The organism is Streptomyces sp. NPDC127119 (assembly GCF_042677425.1).
Lineage (GTDB): Bacteria > Actinomycetota > Actinomycetes > Streptomycetales > Streptomycetaceae > Streptomyces.
Genome location: NZ_JBHXTO010000030.1, coordinates 56,975 through 78,332 on the forward strand (window position 1 = coordinate 56,975; position 21,358 = coordinate 78,332).

General features: G+C 70.0%; 17 protein-coding genes. 9 read left to right on the plus strand and 8 right to left on the minus strand.

Translation table 11 applies throughout. The features are described 5' to 3' along the window. Positions 1–89: 89 nt before the first annotated feature. From ACFVH5_RS16365 to ACFVH5_RS16385, 5 genes are all read right to left on the minus strand, one after another. Positions 90–851 (minus strand): isocitrate lyase/phosphoenolpyruvate mutase family protein, encoded by a 762-nt coding sequence (locus ACFVH5_RS16365; RefSeq protein ID WP_385834355.1) that lies wholly within the window; start codon positions 849–851, stop codon positions 90–92. 144 nt (positions 852–995) lie between these two features. Continuing rightward, the gene (locus tag ACFVH5_RS16370; protein WP_385834357.1) at positions 996–2,324 is read right to left on the minus strand and encodes a glycoside hydrolase family 125 protein; all 1,329 of its coding nucleotides are present in this window, start codon (positions 2,322–2,324) and stop codon (positions 996–998) included. A gap of 100 nt (positions 2,325–2,424) precedes the next feature. Continuing rightward, on the minus strand, positions 2,425–3,468 hold the full coding sequence (locus ACFVH5_RS16375; RefSeq protein ID WP_385834358.1) for a LacI family DNA-binding transcriptional regulator: 1,044 nt from the start codon (positions 3,466–3,468) through the stop codon (positions 2,425–2,427). 55 nt (positions 3,469–3,523) lie between these two features. Further along, positions 3,524–4,459: an ROK family protein gene (locus tag ACFVH5_RS16380; RefSeq protein ID WP_385834359.1), complete on the minus strand. Its 936-nt coding sequence runs from the start codon at positions 4,457–4,459 to the stop codon at positions 3,524–3,526. Positions 4,460–4,503: 44 nt separating this feature from the next. Beyond that, positions 4,504–6,225 carry a class I mannose-6-phosphate isomerase gene (locus ACFVH5_RS16385; protein WP_385834360.1) on the minus strand — a complete coding sequence of 574 codons (1,722 nt, stop codon included), beginning with the start codon at positions 6,223–6,225 and terminating at the stop codon, positions 4,504–4,506. Positions 6,226–6,517: 292 nt separating this feature from the next. Between ACFVH5_RS16385 and ACFVH5_RS16390 the strand changes: the two genes are divergently transcribed. The 5 genes from ACFVH5_RS16390 (at position 6,518) to ACFVH5_RS16410 (ending at position 14,249) form a co-directional block, all read left to right on the plus strand. Then, on the plus strand, positions 6,518–7,831 hold the full coding sequence (locus ACFVH5_RS16390) for an ABC transporter substrate-binding protein (RefSeq protein ID WP_385834361.1): 1,314 nt from the start codon (positions 6,518–6,520) through the stop codon (positions 7,829–7,831). After that, positions 7,828–8,784 carry a carbohydrate ABC transporter permease gene (locus ACFVH5_RS16395; protein ID WP_385834362.1) on the plus strand — a complete coding sequence of 319 codons (957 nt, stop codon included), beginning with the start codon at positions 7,828–7,830 and terminating at the stop codon, positions 8,782–8,784. The genes ACFVH5_RS16390 and ACFVH5_RS16395 overlap by 4 nt, the downstream gene beginning before the upstream one ends. Further along, entirely contained in the window at positions 8,781–9,602 is an 822-nt protein-coding gene (locus tag ACFVH5_RS16400; RefSeq protein WP_385834363.1) for a carbohydrate ABC transporter permease, read from the plus strand. The genes ACFVH5_RS16395 and ACFVH5_RS16400 overlap by 4 nt, the downstream gene beginning before the upstream one ends. Positions 9,603–9,688: 86 nt before the next feature. After that, on the plus strand, positions 9,689–10,930 hold the full coding sequence (locus ACFVH5_RS16405; protein WP_385834364.1) for a glycoside hydrolase family 76 protein: 1,242 nt from the start codon (positions 9,689–9,691) through the stop codon (positions 10,928–10,930). A gap of 61 nt (positions 10,931–10,991) precedes the next feature. Continuing rightward, positions 10,992–14,249 carry a glycoside hydrolase family 38 C-terminal domain-containing protein gene (locus tag ACFVH5_RS16410; RefSeq protein WP_385834365.1) on the plus strand — a complete coding sequence of 1,086 codons (3,258 nt, stop codon included), beginning with the start codon at positions 10,992–10,994 and terminating at the stop codon, positions 14,247–14,249. Positions 14,250–14,301: 52 nt separating this feature from the next. On the opposite strand, the gene ACFVH5_RS16415 is transcribed toward ACFVH5_RS16410, so the two are convergent. Further along, a complete protein-coding gene (locus ACFVH5_RS16415; protein ID WP_384810363.1) occupies positions 14,302–15,132 on the minus strand; it encodes a siderophore-interacting protein in 831 nt (276 codons plus the stop codon). A gap of 158 nt (positions 15,133–15,290) precedes the next feature. On the opposite strand from ACFVH5_RS16415, the gene denD reads away from it, so the two are divergent. Next, a complete protein-coding gene (gene denD, locus ACFVH5_RS16420; RefSeq protein WP_385834367.1) occupies positions 15,291–16,397 on the plus strand; it encodes a D-erythronate dehydrogenase in 1,107 nt (368 codons plus the stop codon). A gap of 23 nt (positions 16,398–16,420) precedes the next feature. On the opposite strand, the gene ACFVH5_RS16425 is transcribed toward denD, so the two are convergent. Both ACFVH5_RS16425 and ACFVH5_RS16430 read right to left on the minus strand, forming a co-directional pair. Beyond that, positions 16,421–17,098 (minus strand): hypothetical protein, encoded by a 678-nt coding sequence (locus tag ACFVH5_RS16425; protein ID WP_385834368.1) that lies wholly within the window; start codon positions 17,096–17,098, stop codon positions 16,421–16,423. A gap of 212 nt (positions 17,099–17,310) precedes the next feature. Continuing rightward, on the minus strand, positions 17,311–18,135 hold the full coding sequence (locus ACFVH5_RS16430) for an SDR family oxidoreductase (RefSeq protein ID WP_385834369.1): 825 nt from the start codon (positions 18,133–18,135) through the stop codon (positions 17,311–17,313). A 248-nt stretch (positions 18,136–18,383) separates the two neighbouring features. On the opposite strand from ACFVH5_RS16430, the gene ACFVH5_RS16435 reads away from it, so the two are divergent. From ACFVH5_RS16435 to ACFVH5_RS16445, 3 genes are all read left to right on the plus strand, one after another. Beyond that, positions 18,384–19,151, plus strand: a complete 768-nt coding sequence (locus ACFVH5_RS16435; protein WP_385834371.1) for a class I SAM-dependent methyltransferase — start codon at positions 18,384–18,386, stop codon at positions 19,149–19,151. Positions 19,152–19,220: 69 nt separating this feature from the next. Then, positions 19,221–19,826 (plus strand): SMI1/KNR4 family protein, encoded by a 606-nt coding sequence (locus ACFVH5_RS16440; RefSeq protein WP_385834372.1) that lies wholly within the window; start codon positions 19,221–19,223, stop codon positions 19,824–19,826. Between the two features lie 791 nt (positions 19,827–20,617). Continuing rightward, positions 20,618–21,025, plus strand: a complete 408-nt coding sequence (locus ACFVH5_RS16445) for a DUF6461 domain-containing protein (RefSeq protein ID WP_385834373.1) — start codon at positions 20,618–20,620, stop codon at positions 21,023–21,025. Positions 21,026–21,358: the final 333 nt, after the last annotated feature.

Here is a 21,358-nt window from a genome sequence, read left to right on the forward strand (position 1 = left end):
AGCCACCGAGCAACCGTTACAAAAGCGTCGGGCGCCCTTCTCCAAGGGAGAACAAGGGCGCCCGACACTCCATCAACTCGTCAGGGAGATCAGGGCGCCCAAGGCCCGAGCATGTCCTTCATCGCATCCGTCAACGCGATCTGCAGCAGCGGACCGTAGGTGATCCGGCCGACGCCGAGACGGTGGAAGCGCTCAAGGTCGTGCTTGACGGGGTGGGCCGTGGAGTTCACCGGGATGGCGACGGCGGCGATCACCGCCGTGAGCAGGTCGTCGTTGTCCTGGATGCCCACCGGGTAGACGCTGTCGGCACCGGCCTGCTCCAAGGCCCGCAGGCGCTCGATCGCCTCGTCGAGGACACCGGCGGCGTCCTTCGCGTGCATGAAGAGGTCGGTGCGTCCGTTGACCCACACCGGGACGCCGGCGTCGTCGGCCGCCGCGCGCAGGCCTGCGATGTAGTTCGCGTGCTCCTGCGTGTCGCGTACGCGTCCGCCGTCCGAGTGGACGGTGTCCTCGACGTTGAGACCGACGCCGCCGACCTCGATGAGTCCGGCGACAAGGTCTGCGGGCTTCTGTCCGTACCCGGCTTCCAGGTCCACGGACACGGGGACGTCGACCGCGGCGATGATGGGCCTGACGGCGGCCAGTACTTCCTCGAAGGTCTGCCCCTCGTGGTCCTCGGCCCCCCGGGAGTCGGCAAGTGGATGGCTGCCGATCGTCAGCGCGGGAAACCCGGCGCCGGCTGCCGTCCGCGCCGACCAGACGTCCCAGACGGTCGGAAGCACGAGCGGCTTGTGATCGGCATGCAGCTGCTTCAGGCGCTGAGCGCGCTCAACTGTGGTGCGAAAGTCCATGTCGAGAACGCTACCCCCGGATCGCCACGAACATCGTGCCGGCGGCACGTAGTCTCGACGGGGAGAGGCGCAGCCCGGTTCCCTGCCGAACCGGCCCACCTCGGTGAATACTTCTCGGCTACGGCTTCCAGGGCATGGCGCGGTTCACGCCGGCGACGCCGGCCGGTGTGGTGCGGCACCCGACCACAAGGAGCGCGTCCCGAGGCCCGCCACGTCCAGGGCCAGCTCCGCGTACATCGCGTTGGCCCAGGAGAACCAGTGCCGGGTGAAACGGCCCGGATCGTCCTTGTGGAAGGACTCGTGCATGGCGCCGGTGCCCGCGTCGGTGTCCGCCAGCGTGCGCAGCGCCGCGAGCCGCGCCGCGTCGTCGTCGCTGGTCAGGCCCTCCACCGCGATGGCGATCGGCCAGATGTGGTCCTCGGGGGTGTGCGGGCTGCCCACTCCTTCCGCCGCGGTCCCCCGGTACCAGGTCGGGTTGGCCGGGGAGAGGACGAACTCGCGCGTGGCGCGGTACAGCGGGTCGGCGGTGGACACGTTCGCGACCAGGGGCAGCGAGAGGAGGCTCGGCATGTTGGCGTCGTCCATCAGGAGGGCGTTGCCGAGGCCGTCGACTTCGTAGGCGTAGATCGTGCCGTGATCGGGGTGGTCGACGGTTCCGTGGCGTGCGACCCCTTCGCGCAGCTCGGCCGCCAGGGCGGTGGCGTCCTCGGCCAGTGCCGTGTCACCGACCTGGTGTGCCATCTCGGCCGTCCCGTCGAGTGCGGCTGCCGCGCACAGATTCGCGGGCACGTTGTACCCGTACGTACAGGCGTCGTCGCTCGGTCTGAAACCGCTCCACGTCATTCCGGTCCGGGCCACGGGGGTTCCGCGGCCTTCGCCGGGCAGTGTGTCGGTCGCCGGGCCTGAGGACCGAAGGAAGCGGTAGGAGGACCGGTGTTCGTGATCCTGCTCGGTGCGCCACACGGTGAGCACGGCGTGGGCGGTGCGCACGGCCCCGTCGAGGTGGTCGGTGCGGCCGGTGGCCCGCCAGAAGCGGTGGGCGAGCAGGAGCGGGAAGGCCAGGGAGTCGACCTCGTACTTCTCCTCCCACACCCAGGGGTCCTCGCACAGGTCGTCGCCGTCGTGGGCGCGTCCCGAGGGTTCGGGGTTGAAGGCGTTCGCGTACGGGTCGCGCCGGATCTGGTCGAACTGGCGCTCCAGTACGGCCGCCACCAGATCCTGCAGGCCCTTGTCGTCCTGGAGGAGCGCGAGGTAGGGCATCAGCTGGGTCGAGGAATCACGCAGCCACATGGCGGGGATGTCGCCGGTGACCACGAACGCGCTGCCGTCGGGCATGGCCCGGATGGTACGCGCGAGGGTGTCGTCCAGACAGCGCACCAGCAGCTGTCCGTGGCGCGGGTCTCCGAGGGCGTCGAGGTGCCGCACCGCGCGCCGAACCAGCGGATGGTCCTCGACACTCGTGGGGAACTGCATGCTCGGCCCTTCTTCTCATATGTCTTCGTACGTGGCTCGTTGCGCGACTCGCTCCGCGCCTCGTCGCATGCCTTGTTACGCGACTCGTTGCGCGACTTGCTTACGTGTCCGTCCGCGGTGTGCCGAGGGCGCGGCCGTCGGCGTGGATGCCGTGGCGGACGACGCGCGTGGGGATCGTGACCCGGCGGGAAGGAGGCTGCTCCGCGTCCTTGTGGCCCAGGCGGTCGATGAGCAGGCGTGCGGCTTCCCTGCCGATCTCGTCGGCGTCGTAGGAGACGAGGGTCAGCGGCAGGCCGAGGACGTCCGACAGGTCGAAGTCGTCGAAGCCCGCCAGCGGCAGGGTGACTCCCGACTTGTGCAGGGCCCGGATGGCGCCCTGGCTGATGCGGTTGTTGGTGCAGAACAACGCCGCGGGGGCGTCGGACCGCCCCAGCAGTTCGAGGGTCGCCGCCTCGGCTGTCGCGGCGTCGACGAGGCCCTGTCGGATGAGGCCGCTGTCGGGCTCGACGCCGGCCTCGTCGTGTGCCGCCCAGAACCCGCGCAGCCGTTCGGCCCCGGTGTAGAGCGAGGGCGGGTTCCCCAGGAAGGCGATGCGGGTGTGCCCCTCGGCCAGCAGGCAGCCGGTGGCCTCGCGGGCCCCGTGGAAGTCCTCGACCAGCACGCAGTCGGTGTCGAGTCCCGCGGGCGGCCGTGCGGCGAGCACGACGGGTACGTGGCGCATCGCGGCGGCCAGATGCTGCTGCCGGCTGCCTGCGGGGACGACGATGAGCCCTTCGACCTGGTGGTCGATGAGTCCGTCGACGAGGCCGGGCTCCCGGTCGGCCTGCTCGGCGGAGTTGCTGAGCACCATCCGGAAGCCGTACTCGGTGGCGACTTCCTGGACGCCGAGCGCGAGCCGCGAGTAGAAGGGGTTGGCGAGGTTGGTGACGACGAGGCCGATCATTCCGCTGCCGCCGAGCCGCAGGCTGCGCGCGGTCTCGTTGCGGCGGTAGCCCAGCCGGTCCACCGCGGCGAAGACGCGTTCCCTCGTCGCCTCGGACACGCCGGGGTCGTTCTTCAGTACGCGGGAGACGGTCATGGCGCTGACCTGCGCGAGCTTCCCGACGTCATGCATGGTCGGCCCGCCGCCTCGACGAGCGGTCATGCCCGTTCCCCCTTCTTCGTCGGCCTGCGGCGGCGATCTCGCCCCTGACCGGTTCTCATGAAGTGCCCGCCGCGCTCCGGACCCAGTGTGCGGCGCCGATCAGCGGTGCCGAAGCGGGCTGACGGGCCGGCAGGACGCGTACGGGCGCTCTGTCGGCCTGAGTCAGTCCCCCGGCGAACGCCGGATGGATCAGATCCCACGACTGCGCCATGGAACCGCCGACGACGACCGCGGTGGCCCCGAAGCGGTCGATCCACGGGGCCAGGGCCCTGCCGAGGGCGTCGAAAGCGTAGCGGAAGGCCTCCGCCGCGGCGGTGTCGCCCTGCTCGGCCGCCGCGGCGATCTCGTGGACGTCCGGCAGGGCGGACTCCTGACGCGGGTCCGGCTCGCGGTGCGGAGCCGCGAGGCGGGCGTGGTGGAGGCGGATGGCACGGCGCGAGACCGTCTCCTCCAGTGGACGGCCGTCGATGTCCAGCCGGTGCACATGCCCGGCGGGCGGCACATCGGGGCCGTCGTGCACGGGCAGCCCGGCGCGAAGGAAGGAGGAGCCGATGCCCGTGCCCAGCGTCAGGCACACCACGCGGTCGTGTCCCTCGGCCGCCCCCGCCCGGTGCTCGCCGAGGGCGAAGGCGTCGGCGTCGTTGAGGAAGCACAGCCGCTCGGCCCGGTCGAGCAGCCGCCGGCGCAGTCCGGCGCCCACGTCGACGCCGGACAGGGACTCGAACTTGCCGATGCCCGTGAAGCGGCCGATCCCGGTGTCGTAGTCGAAGGGTCCGGGCATCGCCACGCCCCAGAACGGGCCGTGTCCGACCGGCAGTTGCAGCGCGGTCAGGGCGATGTCATCGAGGATGCCGTCGGCGTCGGCGTGCGAACCGAGCGGTCTGCGGATCACCGAGGACGGGACGAGGTGGCCGGTCGCGGGGTCGACGAGGGCCGCGGTGACATGCGTACCGCCGACGTCCAGCACGGGGACGGGGATGGGGACAGGCACGACCGATCGTCCCGCGGAGGCCGCAGAAGCCGCGGAGGCCGCGGTCACGGCTCGACCACCAGCGCCTTCACGATCCGCACCTCGTCGCCACCCACGGAACGCACCCGGTAGGGGCCCACCGCGGCGGGGACCGTGAGGGTCTCCGCGAAGGCCAGGAAGTGGCTGCGTCCGTCCTGGGTCTCGACGACAGCGCCCTGGCCCGCGGCGACGTTGAGGATGTGGAAGCGGCCCGCGGTGTCGTCGGTGATGTCGGCCTCCGGGGCGACGACCAGCCGGTGGACCGCGTAGAACATCTCGGGCAGCGCGCCGATGACCTCCTCGCGCCAGCCCTCGCCGGAGCGCAGCGTACGCGGCTGCTGGATCAGGTCCTTCACCACGTCCTCCCCTCGCCGGGCCGTGTCCAGGTTGGCGAAGCCGTGCTCGTAGGGCAACGGCCGGGACGCGCCGGTGGCGTCCTTGCGCAGCCAGTCGTACAGGCGCAGCGAGTACAGGTACGGGGTCGCGCTCACCTCAAGCACCAGGTTGCCGGCACCGGAGGCGTGCGGGGTGCCCGCGGGGATCAGGAACAGCTGGCCCTGGACCGACGGGTGCGTCTGGATGTGGTCCTGGACGGGCAGCGGGGTGCCGTCGGCGATGGCCTCCTCCACCTGGCGGCGCATGACGTCGGGGTCCGCGCCCTCGGTGAGTCCGAGCAGCACGCGGGCGCCGTCCTCGCTCGCCGTGACGTAGTACGTCTCGTGCTGGGTGTACGGCCAGCCGAAGACCTCCCGCATGTACTGCTCCCGCGGGTGGAGGTGCAGGGAGAGGTTGCCGCCGCCCATCGTGTCGAGGTAGTCGAAGCGGATCGGGAAGGAGGTGCCGAACCGGCGGTGCACGTCCTGGCCGAGCATGGCCTCGGGGTGCTCGGCGCACAGCAGCTGGAACGGGATCTCGACCTGCGCCGCGCCCTTCTCGCCGACGAGCACGCCCGCTTCGGGAGCGATCAGTTCGTAGCCGAGGGCGGTGTTGCCGGCCTGCGGGGTGAAGCCCAGTTCGCTCGCCGCCCACTGGCCGCCCCAGGGCGTGGAGTTGAAGTACGGGCGGGTGCGGACGGGCCCGTGGGCCAGGTGCCGCAGCGTGCCGCGCAGCGCGGTGCCGTCCAGGGACGCGGGTGCCGCGAGGTCCTGTGTGTCGATCCACCGGTCGACCCGGCCGGCGATCGCGTCGCGGTGGCGGTCCGCCACGGGCCAGTCGGTGTAGAACAGCCGCACCAGGTCGCCCGGCTGGCCGGGGCGCCCCAGGTTGGCGCCGACCGGCAGTTCGCCCTTGGCGACAGCGGCTTCGGCGTACCGCTTCGGCAGGTCGGCGTACCAGAGCAGGTCGGGTTCGCAGAGCGCCGCGCCCGGCCCGAAGACCAGCAGCACACCGTCGCCCACGGGTTTTCCCGGCCGGGGCACGGAGTCGAAGAGGTCCGCGGCCCCCGCCTGCGACAGCGGGGTGAAGAACGGGTCGTCGGCGGGGTGGGGAGTGGCTGCGATCCGTTCGGCGGCGGAGGGTGCGTAGTGATCGCGTACGTCCAAAGGCTGTGCCTCCCGACCCGCCGTACGCAGCGCCGCCGTGAGGCCGTCGGCCAGGGTCTCCCAGTCCAGCGCGGCGGGACCGTCCACGGCCAGGACGAGCGGGCCGGTCGGCAGCGCGGCGACCGCGGCGGGCCACCCCGCGGTGACCTGCCCGTCGACCGGTTCGTAACTGGGGTGGGGGTCGTACGAACGAGACGCGGACTGCACATCTGCTCCTCAGTAGGCTCTGTCGGTGCGTTAACGATAACAATGCCTGTCCGAGAGAGTCCATCCTCGATCCGGGGTCATTTGAACCGACGTTCAGCTTCACAAGCTGGCCTTTTCACCAGGCACGAGTCCGCTCCCGCTTCTTCCGCCTGCCAGACCCTTGCCACTGCGGAGATGTTGTCGTTAACTTCCACGCAACACCCACTGGGCAACCCCGGGCGTTCCGGGAGACCTCTGTGCCCTGTGGTTCACATTCGGCCATGCACATGGCTCGCTCCCGTGAAGGTGATCAATGTCAGCATCGGGCAGGACCCGAAGTGCGGCCGCGCCGCTCGCCCGGCGTCGCCTTCTTGCCGGGATGGCCGGGGGCGCGGCCACACTCGCCGCAGGGGGCTGCGCCCGCGGAGACAGCACGTCGGCGCAGCCGGGGACCACGAGCATCTCCAACGACAACGCGACCTGGGACGACGGCTACCGGGCGGCCGGACGCGAACTGGAGAAGATCACCGGCTATGCGCTCCGGCCGCTGTCGAACCCCTCGGTGACCTCGTACCAGCAGGTCGTGCAGATGACACTGCAGACGTCGAAGGCCACCGACCTGGTCAAGTGGGCCTCGGGCTATCAGCTCAAGCGCCTCGCCCGCGCCGGCGGCCTCACGGACCTGTCGGATGTCTGGGGGAAGTACCAGGCGAAGGGATGGGTGCGCGGCGCCTCACGGGACGCTGTGTCGTACCGGGGGAAGGTGTACGGCATCCCGCTGTACGAGTCGTACTACGTGCTGTTCTACAGCAAGCCGGTGTTCAAGAAGCTGGGGCTGTCCGAGCCGCGGAGCTGGGACGAGCTGCTGCACTGCGCCGAGGTCCTCAAGCGCAACAGGATCACGCCGTTCCTGGCCAGTCAGGTCGGCGGCTGGCCCGCGATCGAGTGGTTCCAGGAACTGGTCACCAAGGTCGACCCACGCTTCTACCAGAAACTGGTCACCGGCGAGGCCTCGTACACCGACGGCCCGGCCCGCGAGGCGATGGACCTCTGGCACGACTTCATGCGCAAGGGCTGGATGACGTCACCCGACTTCGACCAGGCGCGGGGCCCGGGGGCACTGAAGGCCGGCACGGTCGGCATGTTCCTGCACGGCACCTGGCAGGCCCAGGGGATGACCGCGGCGGGCATGAAGCCGGGCGCGGACTACGGGGCGTTCATCCTGCCCACGGTACGGTCGGCGACGCCGAAGAGTGTGATCGCCGAGTCGGGCGTCTTCACGGTGCCCGCCCGCGCCTCCTCGCACGACGCCGCCCTGGCGAACGTCGGATCGTGGCTCGCCCCGCCCGTCCAGCGGGTGTGGAGCGACTTCCTCCAGGACAGCTCCGCCAACCCGACGGTCAGGTCCGACAACCCCGTCGTGGCCGAGCTGCAGCGTGACGTAGCCGAGGAGCGCCGGATCCCGCTGATCCGCTACTGGGAGGCCAGCCCGCCGAGCCTCATCCAGGGCAACACCAACGACCTGGGCGGGTTCATGGCCGGGCAGACCTCAGCGGAGACCACGCTGCGCCGGATGCAGGAACGTGCACAAGACGAATGGGCAGCCTGGAGGCGCGACGAGGCATGAGCACTTCTACGACCGACCGACCCGCCACCGGCGGGAGCAGACGGACACCGCCCGTCGGCGGGGAGCCGCGTCCCACGGAGCGGCACACCTGGATCAGCAGGCGCGAAGGCCTGACGGCCGGCGGGTTCATGGCGCCGTCCGTGCTCCTGGTCGCGGTGTTCCTGCTCGCCCCGTTCGTGTGGACCATCCACCGCAGCTTCTTCGCCGACACCCGGACCTCCCCCTTCAGCTGGTTCGACAACTACACCCGGTTCGCCTCCGACCCGGCCCTGACCCGCTCGATCCAGAACACCCTGCTGTGGGTCGTGGGCACGGTCGTGCTCCCCTTCGTGCTCGGGCTGGCCATCGCGTGCATGACCGACGCCACCCGCTTCTCGCGCCTAGCGCGGCTGTGCGTCGTCCTTCCCTACGCGCTCTCGGGCTCCGCGGTGGCGGTGGTCTGGAACTTCATGCTGACCACCGACGGCGCCGTCAACCAGGTACTGACCTCGGTGGGCCTCGACCAGTTCGCCCAGGGGTGGCTGCTGACCTGGCCGGGCAACACGCTCGTGATGATCCTCGCCAACGCCTGGCAGGCGACCGGTGTGGCCGTCATCCTCTTCCTGGTCGGACTGCAGTCCATCCCACCGGAGACCCTGGAGGCCGGCTCCCTGGACGGCGCGGGCAGCTGGCAGCAGTTCCGCCACATCGTCCTGCCGCAGCTCCGGCCCGTGTCGATCATCGTGATCGGCATGAGCCTGGTGAACGGCCTCAAGTCGTTCGACCTGATCTGGGTGCTCACCCAGGGAGGCCCCGGGCGGGCCACGGAGACCCTCGCGGTGTCCATGTACAACGAGACCTTCCTGGAGCTGAGGCCCGGCGCGGGAGCGGCGATCGCCGTCGTCCTGACCGTCATCGTCCTGGCGGCCTCCTGGCTCTACCTGCGCCGTCAGCTCGACGTGAAAGGCGAATGACCATGTCCCTCGGCCGCGTCCTGCGCACCGGCACCGTCGCGGTGCTCGCCCTGCTCTGGCTGGTCCCGACCTGGCTCCTGGTGGTCAACGCCCTGGTGCCGGCGGAAAGCTACTCGGGCAGCCCGCACTGGCTCCCGACGGAGTTCGGACTGTTCGACAACATGTCCCAGGCCTGGGACAAGGCCAACCTGGGCCCGGCGTTCGGCAACAGTCTGCTGTACTCCGTCGTCAGCGCGCTGGCCGCCGCCGTACTGGCCGCGGGCGCCGCCTTCGCCACGATCATCATGCCCGTGAAGCACCGGGCCCTGTGGTTCTGGGTGATCTACTCCGGCACGCTGCTGCCCCTGCAGGTCTTCATCCGCCCGCTGTTCCTGTCGTACGCGGAATCGTCGCTGTACGACACCCAGTTCGGGCTCGTGCTGATCTACACGGCGATCGCGATCCCCTTCGCCTTCTTCGTCATGCGCAACTACGCCCTCACCCTGCCGAAGGAGGTCGTGGAGGCCGCACGCCTGGACGGCGCGTCCTGGTGGCGGCTGTTCTGGCAGATCCACGTGCCGCTCACCAGGTCCGCCATGGTCGCCGTGTTCGTGTTCCAGTTCGTGGCCGTGTGGAACGACCTGATGTTCGGCATCACGCTGACCACGAGTCGCAACATCCGGCCGGTCATGGCCGCGCTCGCCGACCTCCAGGGCAACTACTCCAACGTCGGCCCCCCGGTCGTGCTGGCCGGCGCTCTCCTCGTCTCCCTGCCGACGCTGGTGCTGTTCTTCTCCGCCCAGCGCTTCTTCATCAGCAGCCTCAAGATCCACCGCTGATCCCGTACGTCTCGTCCGTACATCTCGTCCGTACGCCTCGTCCGTACGCCTCTCTTCGTCCACCTCCTCCTCGTGAAGGGTGAACCATGCCGCGACCGCTGCTCCGCCGTGCCACCGTGACCGCCGTCTGCGCGGGCCTGCTCTGGACCGCCGTCCCCGCACACGCCGGGTCCGCACACGCCGGATCCGCCCCTCCCGTCCGGCCCCGGCCCGTGCCGCAGTCCCTGTGGGCCGACCGAGCCACCACCGCGTACCAGGCCCTGCAGACCCATCTGTACGAGGGCAGGGACGAACACGGTCTGTACCTGGAGCACACTCCGCGACAGGCGGCCGACCCGGCGCACTCGTACCTGTGGCCGTTCCGCGAGGCCGCGGCGGCGGCCGTCGACATGCAGGAACTCCCGCGCACGGGAGGGAACTTCCGCCCGGATGCGGCGGAGCGCTTCGACACGGTCGAGCTGTACTTCGCCGGCGGCGACCGGCCCGGCTACCAGTCGTATCTGCCCGCGCCGCTCGGTTCGGGCGGCGACGTCTACTACGACGACAACGCCGTGGTCGCGCTGAGCCAGCTCGACCAGTACGAGTCCACCGGCGACCGCACGTTCCTGGAGCGGGCCGAGAGCGTCGTGCCCGTCGTGACCCGCGCCTGGGACGGCGACACCGGCAAGGCGTGTCCGGGCGGCATGGACTGGGTCGACTCCCCCAACAACAACATCCGGGCCACCAACGTCACCGCGCTCTCGGCCCAGCTCGCCGCCCGCCTCTACGAGCACACCCACCAGCGCGCCTACCTCGAAAAGGCCGAGCAGTGGTACGGCTGGGTGTCCTCGTGCATGCGCAAGGCACCGGGCCTGTTCGTCAACGACCGCAACGACGACGGCAGCACCAACGAGACGCTGTGGACGTACAACTCGGGCGCCATGATCGGCACGGCCACCGCGCTCTACCGCGGGACCGGCAGAACCGGCTGGCTGACCAAGGCCGTCACCGACGCCGACGCCTCTCTCGCGTACTGGACGCAGGGCACCCGTCTGCACGACCAGCCGGCCGTGTTCAACGCCTTCTACTTCAAGGATCTGCTCGATCTGGACGCCGTCCGCCCCCACTCCGCCTACCGGCAGGCCATGAGCGGTTACGCGGACAGCACGTACAGGACCAACAGGGACACCGCCACCGGACTGTTCCGCTTCCAGCCGTCGAACGGCGGTGACTACGACCCGCAGGCACCGGCCGCGACCCTCAACCAGTCGGCCATGGTGCAGATCTTCGCCACCCTGGCCCAGGGCGACCGGCGTGGCCACGGGGGCGCGCCGAAGCAGGCCCCGTGACCACCGGCTCGCGATCCTGACCGCGCTCCCGCCCTCCCGAAACGAAGGATGATCACGCACCATGCCCAAGCCACCGCTGACCCGGCCGTCCTGGTGGGACTCCGACATCGCGCGCGACATCCTGCGCGACCGCGTGGTCACCGCCACCGTCGGCCTGGGTGACCTGGAGGTGCGCCTGTCGGGCGAACCCCTGTTGCGCCACGACGGCTCCGGCGGACTGCTGCAGTCCATCCGGGTGCGACTGCATCGTGCCGGTGCGGCGGCCGGCGCCGGGGCGCCGCGCGTCACGAGGGTCCGGGTCACCACCGGCGGTGGTACGGCCGTCCGCAGCGAACTCCTCTCCGGCCCCGGGACGGACCTCCGCGTCCTGGTGCCGGAGGTGGACGCGCCCACTCCCCTGCGGATCGAACTCCCGGACCTGGCGGAAGGCACCTGGCTCGACTTCGAGGCGCGCCCGCAGCGCCACTGGACCCTGCACCTGGTGCAGCACTCCCACCTGGACATCGGCTACACCGATCCGCAGGGCCGGGTCATGGCCGAGTCCCGCGCCTACCTCGACTCGCTGCTCGAACTGTGCCGGGACACCGACGACTGGCCGGAGCCCGCCCGGTTCCGCTGGGCCGTCGAAGGGTTCCACTCCTTCCAGGACTGGAGCGCCAACAGGCCGGCGCGCCAGGTGCAGCACTTCCTGGACCGGGTGCGCGAGGGGCGCGTCGAACTGACGGCGATGCCGTTCAACCTCCACACGGAGACCTGTTCCACCGACGAACTGCACGAACTGCTGCGCCCGGTCACGGAGTTGCGTGACCGCCACGGCATCGACATCACCACGGCCATGCAGACCGACGTGCCCGGTCAGGTGGTCGGCCTGCCCGACGTCCTGGCGGACAACGGCATCCGCTACCTGTCCGTGGCGCACAACTGGGCCGGGCGGGCCGTCCCGCACCTCGTCGGCGGGGAACACCTGCCACGGCTGTTCCGCTGGGAGGCGCCGAGCGGCAACAGCGTCCTGGTGTGGCGTACGGACACACCGCACGGTCTGGCGTACATGGAGGGCTCGATCCTCGGTTTCGACGAGTCCTACGACAGCGTCGACGACCTGCTGCCCGCCTACCTGTCCGCCCTGGCCCGGTTCCCCCATCCGCACGAGGGCCGTGGGATTCCCGGCTTCCCCATCCTCGACGCGACCTCCGCCGCCACCGCCGGCGTCGAGCCCTATCCGTGGGACGTCCTGCACCTGCGCGTGCTGGGCAAGTTCGCGGACAACGGCCCGCCGCGCCGGATCATCGCCGACACGGTACGCCGCTGGAACGAGCAGTGGGCCTACCCGCAGCTGCGGGCCTCCCGCAACGAGGACTTCTTCGCGGACGCCGAGCAGCGCGTCGGGGACCGCCTGGAGACCTACCGGGGCGACTGGAGCGACTGGTGGGTGGACGGGGTCGGCGCCGGAGCCGTCCCGCTCGCCGCCACGCGCCGCGGCCAGGCGGCTCTCGCCGAGGCCCAGACCGTGGCCGGGTACGCGCACCTGCTGGGCGTACCCGGCAGCACAGCGGTCACGGCGAAGGCGCCGGCCGTCTACCGGGCGGCCTCGCTCTTCAACGAGCACACCTGGGGTGCCGGCGATCCATGGACCCACGGGGATCACGGCCACGGTTCCGGGGAGCGGCAGTGGCACTGGAAGTACTCACAGGCCATGCGTGCCCACGACGACGCGGAGACGCTCCTGGACGCCGCGTCCGCGCTGCTCGGTGAGGCGTTCACCGCGCCCGCCGACGCGTTGGCCGCCTTCCATGTCGTCAACACCTGCAGCTGGCCTCGTACGGAGACGGCACGGCTCTTCCTGCCGGAGAGCACGGTCGCCCTGGCCGACGCGGTCCAGGTCCTGGACGCCCGCACCGGCGCGTCCCTGCCGTTCGTGGAGGAGGCGCAGAGCAACGACCGTCACCGGGCGGCCGGGCGGTTCCTGCACGTACCGGTCGCCGACGTACCGGCTTGCGGGTCGCTGCGCCTGGACATCGTGCCCGGCGGTGCCGCTGCCGCTTCCCCTGCTTCTGCCTCGCGGGAGGAGGACCGGGAGAAGGACCGGGCGGGCTCGTCGGCGGCGGGCTCGTCCGCGGAGGACCCGACCGTCCTGGAGAACGACCGTCTGCGGGTCACCGTCGACCTGCGTGAGGCGTGCATCGGCTCCGTCGTCGACAAGCGCACCGGCCGTGAGCTGGTCCGGCAGGACGCCGTCATCGGCTTCAACGGTTACGTGTACGACGAGTACGCCACGGCCGGCGCCTTCAACCACCAGTCCAGCAAGACCGTCGCCGACGACTCGATGCACCTGCTCGCCTCGCGCAGCACGGCTCCGCCCGCCGCACTCGTCGACCGCACCTCGGACGCCACCGGCCAGACCCTCGTCTACGAGTGCGCCCCGGCCGGGACCCGCCGGCTCCGGGTGAGGGTGCATCTCCCGCACGGCGCGGCCCGTATCGACGTGGAGAACCGCATCGACAAGACGGCGACGCTCACCAAGGAGAGCGCCTTCTTCGCCTTCCCGTTCGCCCTGGACGACCCCACCGTGCGCACGGAGGCCACCGGCGGCGTCCTCGGCACCGACCGGGAGACCGTGCCCGGGTCCGCCACCCACATGCGGGCGATCCGCCGCTGGATCAGCCTGAGCGACGCCGACCAGCACGCTGTCCTGGCGACGGCCGACGCCCCGCTCGTACAGCTCGGCGGGATCGCGATCCCGTACGCGCCCTATCCCCAGTCGCTGCCGCAGGTGGAACCGGGCACTGTCTTCTCCTGGGTGCACAACAACATCTGGGACACGAACTTCCCCTCCCAGCAGGCGTTCCACCACACGTTCCGCTACAGCGTCGCCTTCGCCGGGGCAGACGAGAACGCCGAGGACGCCGATCACGCCGAGCACGCCCTAGGGCTCGGCGAGCGGCTGGCCGTCCGTACCGCGGCCGTCACCAGCCATCCGCTGGTAGCGGTCCGCGCCCGCGCCGGGGCCCACGTCGGAGCCGACGCGGACCTACCGGCGGAGACACGGTTGCTGACCCTGGACGACGCCCGGGTGCGGCTCGTCGGGCTGACCGTCCCCGGTGAGGGACGGCTCATGGTCCGCCTGCAGTCCCTGGCGGACGCTCCGGTCACCTGCCACGTCGGCACCCCGCTCGCCGTCGAGCGGGCGTTCCGCACCAACTACCTGGGCCTGGACCCGTACGCCATCGACGTGGAGCCGGGCGGAACCGTCCCGGTCACCGTGCCGGCGCTCGGAACAACGGCGGTCGTCCTCCACCTGCACCGGTCGTCGGACGAGTGACGCCCGCCGGGAGCCGGGACCCCAGGGGCGGGCCAGGCGCACGCGCTGCCGGTCAGGCGGCGGCAGCGGCCTTCTCGTGCGTCTCGCGCTTCCAGAAGCCGGAGAAGGTGATCCGCGACTTCGGCAGTCCCGAGCGGTGCAGGTGCCGTCGGCCCTCGGTGGCGAGGGTCGACTCCCCCACGACGAAGGCATAACCCGTCGGGCCGGCGGGCACGTGCCGGCGCAACTCGTCGAGTGCGGCGGCGCCGGGTACCGCGGACGGGTCGTCGCGCACCACCCAGGTGACGCTCATTCCGGCCGGGGCGTCCAGGTCACGGCGGTCACCCGCGGTCGGGATCTCCTGGATGACACGGCCGACCGCTTCACGCGGGAGGGAGCGCAGAATCCCGGCCGTCGCGGGCAGACCGCTCTCGTCGGCGACGAGCAGTACCTCGGAGGCGTCGTCGGGGCAGTCGAACAGCAACCCCTGGTCGAGGAGGGCGAGTTCCTCGCCGGGGGCCACTCCGCAGGCCCAGATCGCCGCGGCGCCCTCCGGTTCGCCGCCCGGACCGCAGTGCACGACGAAGTCGATGTCGAGCTCCGCCGCGTCGGGACGGAATTCGGCCACGGTGTAGTTCGCGCAATGCGCCCGCTCGTCCTCGGGTGTGGCGAGGAACGGCTTCCACCAGACCGGTCCGGCGATTTCCGGCAGAACGAACTGCTCCTGGTGCGGTTTCCGCAGGAACAACCGGAACCACTGGTCGTAGCCTTGCCACGGGAACGAGGAGAGGTCGGGGCCGGTGACCGTGACCCGTTGCATGGAGGACGTGTACCGCTCGCTCCGTACGACATGGCAATGGAACAGCTGGGGCTGCCGGGGCATCAACTTCGGGTTCTTCGACACGCAGTAAGGCTAGCCTTAGCTTACTTCGATGCCAACCCCGATCTCGTACGGCGGTGGTGAGCGCGCAGCCTGGCAGACCGGGCAGCACGACCAGCAGGGACGGGACGAGCGGGGCCGGTGGGACGAGCGGGGCGAGCAGGGCGGACAAGGAGGACCGTATGAGGATCGTCGTCACCGGTGGCTTCGGCTTCCTGGGACAGCAGGTCGCCGACGTTCTGCTCGCACGGCGGACCCTGTGCGGTGCGCCCGTCGACCGCCTGCTGCTCGCCGACCGGTACGTGCCGGCCGCGACGCCGTTGGCGGACCACCCGCTGGTCGACGTCGTCCAGGGCGACCTGCGCGAGCGCCTCGACGACGTCTTCAGGGAGCCCGTGGACGTGGTCATCCATCTGGCGTCCGCCGTGTCGGCCGAGTGCGAGAGCGACTTCGACCTGGGCATGACCGCCAACCTGGACACGACACGTGCACTGCTCGATGCCGCCCGCGCCCAGTCGGCCACCGGCGGGCCGACGCCCCGGGTGGTCTTCTCCAGCAGCATCGCGGTGTACGGCTCCGACCCCGCGGCACCCCTGCCACCCGTGGTCGACGAGTGGACGCTGCCGACGCCGCAGTCGAGTTACGGAACGCAGAAGCGCGTCTGTGAGCAGTTGATCGCCGAGTACACGCGCCGGGGCTTCGTCGACGGACGCATGGCGCGCCTCATGACCGTCGCGGTACGGGCGGGCGCACCGAACGCGGCCGCCTCCGGCTTTCTGTCCGGCATCATCCGCGAACCCCTCGCCGGACTCCCGGCCACCTGCCCGGTCGACCCCGGCCTGCGCGTCGCCCTGGCCTCACCGCGGCGCACCGTCGAGGGCATCCTCCGCATCACCGAGGCCGGACGCGACAACGGCCCCGGGTCTCTCGAAGGCAGGCTTCCGGTCAATCTGCCGGCGCTCACGGTCACGGTGGCCGACATGCTCGACGCGCTGCGCCGGGTGGCCGGCGACGCCGTGGCCGACCTGGTGACCGTCGCGCCCGACTCCGCGATCGAGGCGATCGTCGGCTCGTGGCCCGCCTCGTTCGACAACGCGCGCGCGTCGGCACTCGGCCTGCACCCCGACGACGACTTCGAGTCGGTCGTCAGGGCGTACATCCAGGACCACCCCGACGCCGTCACCGTTGACGGCGACGGTGGCGGTGGCGGTGGCGGTGACGTCGACCGCGACGGTGGCAGCGGCAGCGGCAGCGGCAGCGGCAGCGGCGTCAGGAAGGGCGGTCACTGACCGAGAAGTCAAGCTCGGAGGGCTCAGCAGGACTCCACGTCGACGGGCGAGATGTAGATCGCGGACAGCACCCCGTCGCCGTTCACCTCGACCGGGACAGGTGCTGTCGTACCCGTCAACTCCAAGTCGTTCGGGAGGGATTCCGGTGGAATGTCTTCGCCGAGATAGGTCACCGAGACCGTGCCCTGGCAGCCGTTTCCTCCCGGCGGCGCGGTATCGGGAACTCTGCCGTCCTTCGGTCCGGCCTTGTAGGAGGCGGTATCGATCAGCGTGTACCGGTACTCATAGCGGGCGGGGGTGACGGCGGTCTCGTCCCTCGTCTTCTCGACGTTCACCCAGTAGTGGGCGAGCTTCACCTTGACTGCCTCGCACGGCCGCTGGACCGCTTCCGGAGTGAAGTTCAGGCCGGAGGAGTCCAGGGTCAGGCCTCGGGACCGGTACGCGCCACTACTGCTGCGCAATTCCCCCAGATAGCCGGTCAACTGCTTCACGCTCATGCCCGCCGTCTTGACGCACTTCGTGGACGCGGCCGTCGTCGGGCTGCCCGTCGGAGTGGCGGACCCGGGAGCGGCCGTATAGCGAGCGAGCTCGGACGGGGAAGCCTTGGCCGCGGCCGGCTTCTCGTCCTCCGAACACCCCGAGACTGCGAGCAGCACTGCTACGGCGGCAACCGGTATCAACAACTTGCTGGCGCTGCGCATGAGTTACCCCGCCTGTTTCGAGATCGTTCCCCTGACCGAGCGACCTCACAGTACGAGACGGATGAACAGGCCCACCAGTAGATCGATGATCTCCGTCAGCGGGCGTGGACGCTGTGTGACGGAGCCGGAGAGAACTCAGCCTCCGTCGCACGTGTCACTTGTGGAAGGCCAGAGCCCCTGCGCCCTGGCCGACCGGGGCTCAGACCGCCCCCTCAGCCCTGGGCCCGCTCCGCCACCGGCTGCCACTTCTCCCACGTCGCCAGCCGTCCCTCGTAGTCCGCCTTGGCGATGTCCAGCGGTGCCGTGCCGAAGAAGCAGCGCAGCGGCGGCTCGTCGGCGTCCACGATCTCCAGCACGGCGGCAGCGGACGCATTCGGGTCGCCGGGGGTGCCGACCCGCTTGCGGCGCTGCTCCTGCACCTGCTTGTGGAACTCCGCGTACGCCGGCAGCGGCTCGGACGTGCTCGACGAGGAGCCGGCCCAGTCGGTGGCGAACCCGCCGGGCTCGATCAGGGTGACCTTGATCCCGAACGGCGCGACCTCCTGGGCGAGCGCCTGACTGATCCCCTCAAGCGCCCACTTCGACGCGTGGTAGATGCCGACCAGCGGGAACGCGCTGATCCCGCCGATGGAGGAGACCTGCAGGATGTGACCGCTGCCCTGCTCACGCAGGAACGGCAGGGCCGCCTGGGTGACCCACAGGGCCCCGAAGAGGTTGGTCTCCAGCTGTGCGCGGGCCTCCGACTCGGAGAGCTCCTCCACCATGCCGAAGTGGCCGTAGCCGGCGTTGTTGACCACCACGTCGAGCCTGCCGAACCGCTCGTGCGCCTGCCGCACGGCGGCGAAGTCGGCCTCGCGGTCCGTGACGTCGAGCTGCAGGGGCAGGAATCGCTCCCCGTACGTCTCGACGAGTTCGTCCAACGTGGACAGGTCGCGTGCCGTCGCGGCCACGGAGTCGCCGCGTTCCAGCGCGGCGATCGCCCACTCGCGCCCGAATCCGCGTGAGGCACCGGTGATGAACCAGATCTTCTGCGTCATGCCATGCTCCTCAGGAAACTCGTCGCCCGAGCCCGCGCCGCCATGCCGTTACGCATGACAGAGCGGGCCCTCTGACTCCAGCGAACACCTTCGAGTGCACTCCAGGGCAAATCGACACCCGCTGACGAGGGCCTTCGGCTGTCACGGTCCGGTGGGACGCACGAAGTCCGACGACAACGGCGGCTGCGGCTGCGGCTGCGGCGTGAGCGGCTCGTCACCCCTGGCGGGCACGCACTACGGTGGGATACGTGTCCGAGTTCTCCGTTCGGAAGTTCTACGACGAGTTGGCCGACGACTACCACCTGATGTTCCGGGACTGGGACGCGAGCATGGCCTACCAGGCCGAGGTGCTGGGCGGGCTCGTCCGCACATCTCTCGGCACAGGCCCCCACACCGTCCTGGACTGCTCCTGCGGGATCGGCACCCAGGCCATCGGACTGGCCCTGGCCGGGCACCAGGTCGTCGGCAGCGACCTGAGCCCCGTCGCCGCCGCGCGCGCCGCCGCCGAAGCGTCGGTCCGGGGCCGCCGGGTTCCTACCGTTGCGGCCGACATGCGCCAACTCCCCTTCAGGGAGGCGTCATTCGACGTCGTCGTCTGCGCGGACAACTCGCTCCCGCACCTGCTCTCCGCGCAAGACATTCGGGCGGCACTCCTCGACATGAGACGGGTGCTCCGAGACGACGGACTGTTGCTGATCACTGTCCGCGCCTACGACGAGACACGCCGGACCAGACCCACGGCGACACCTCCCCAGGTCTCCGAGACACCGGACGGCCAAGTGATCACTTTCCAGCTGTGGCAATGGCATGAGGACGGCGAGCGCTACGACCTGGAGCACTTCCAGCTCACCCCCGCCGAGAACACCTGGCGGGTCCGAGTCCGCCGGAGCACGTACTGGGCGCTGACGTCCGTGCAACTGACGGATTTCGTGACTGAAGCCGGCTTCACCGACATCACCTGGCACAGCCCGGCTGCCGACGGGTACTACCAGCCGGTGCTCACCTGCCGGGGCTAGGTTGACCTCCGAGGCAAGGTGGAGCTTCGCTCGGAGCCGTTGTCATAGGCGACTGGCAGGATCGGCGGCATGAGTGAAATGCATGAGCCCAACGAGCCGGCCGCCACTGCTGTGTTGACCACGCCGGAGGCATGGCGCGACTACCTGGGGCGGTACGACGAGCTGTATCTGCGGAACCGTGCCTCCGACCAAGAGATTTTCGATCTGTTGGATGAGGACGAGGTGGAGGTTCTGGACGAAGGGGGGCGGCTTGAACGGTGGTTGGGGGAGGAACCGGCCCGGGAAGAGACCGTGGCAGCGGCCGAGGAACGGCTCGAGGTGCGCTTCCCGCCGAGTCTCCGCGGATTCTTGTTCACGAGCGACGGCTGGATGCGGGTGAGCGGGTGGGTGGATCTCGTGTATCCCTGCGGGCGCATCGCGTGGATGCGGGACACCGGGGCGGGTGCGAGCCTCATTCGGCTCTACAGCGAGGAGTTCGACAACGCCGAATACGTGGACCTGTTCCGCCGGTCCATAGAGATCGCCGGAGGCGAGGACGTCTGGCTGCTCGACCCGACGGACCTCGGACCGGACGGCGAGTGGACCGCGTACGTGTTCACACCGAAGTACGGTGACCTGCGAAAGTTCACAAGCTTCTCCACGCTGTTCCATCACGGCTACGAGGCCATGAAGTAGCCGGAGCACCCGACAGGCCCCGCTCTCATCGGTAGCGGGGCAAGGGTGACGGCTGGCCGGCAGGAGTCGGAGCGTTCACGGGAAGGGTGCGGTCGTAGCGAGTGGCGCCGGCCCACCAGGTACGCCGTTCAGCCGGCGGTCGCCGCGTTCGGACGGATGACACGTTCATCGGCGTCCACTCCCACGGCATCCTCCTCGACCGGATCGCGTACGCGGTCACCCTGAACGAGCCCTGGGGCGGTAGGCAGTCGCCTTGCCGTGGCGATCACGGCCCGCGATGCTGGGCCGATGCCGGGGCAGAGCAAGAGAAGACGTCAGCACCAGGACGAGAGACGACGGGCTGCTGACCACTTCGCGCCGGAGGCAGGGCGTTGGGAAGTGCTTTTCGAGACCCAGGACGAGCCGGAGTGGCGCACGTACATTCGCCGCCTCCGAGCGTCGGACAAGCAGATCGACTGGGCTTCAGCACGGATGGACACGTTCTGCGGGCGCCTGACGCAGCCGACTACGTACCGGCTGAGTCTCTTCGTGCGGAACATCGTGCCCGATCGGGACATGGACTCGCCTGACAATTGATCTTGTGGCGGGTCGGGGTGAGTTGACGGATGCGGAGGTCGAGGTCTCAAGCCAGATGCTGGACGAATCCGCCCTGCACAGCCTCCTGAACACGCTGCACCCGCTGTCGGCCACGGAACTGGGAAACCTGATGCGGGAACAGGTGATCAACCACAGGTTCTGATGCCGGGCCAGGACTGGTCCCGTTGTCAGAGGCATCGGACACACTGAGCCGTATGAACTTGGTGACCGCGCACGACTACGCCTGGATCCGCACCTCGCCGCTCTTCCGCCACATGATGCAGAGCGGATACACCCTGACCCTGATTCAGGGGCGGGCCACGCGCGAGGTGTTGCGCGCGATGGAGGCGGAACCGTGCGGCACCGGGGCGGGCACGGCCGGGCTGATCGAGGCGGACGACGCCCACCGCGCCGAAACGGGCTACGACTACTGGGACGAGTCCTACGTCGCGGGCGCCTTCAGCGTTCCGGGCGAGAACGGCGACTGGACACTCGCCCTCGGCTTCGACGGTGGGCTGGGGTTCGCGGCGTCGTCGGCCCGCGCACGGGCCAAGGCAAACGCGCCAGTCGTGATCACCTACAGCGAACCGTCAGTCGCTTCGGATCACGTGACAGGTGAGTAGCTAGCGCGCGCGGAAACTACCGCTGCGGGATGGACCATGCAGGGCCACTCACCTCGCCTCTCACCCGTCACCTTACAAGTGAAAACCAATACCCACCGCCCCTTGAATTGCCGACCTAACACTCGTAGCCTTACGAGCGTTACCCGTTCGGGGCGAGCAGATCGGAAGCAGCATGAGCAGCAACACGAGCACCGAAGCAATGGGCGTGGCCGCTCCCGGGGCGTTCGTCTCCTTCGTACGGTTCGTGGTGTGCGGTGGGGGTGTCGGGGTGCTCTCCAGCGGTGCGGTGGCGCTGCTGGCGGGTGCGATGCCGTGGGCTCTGGCGAACGCGGT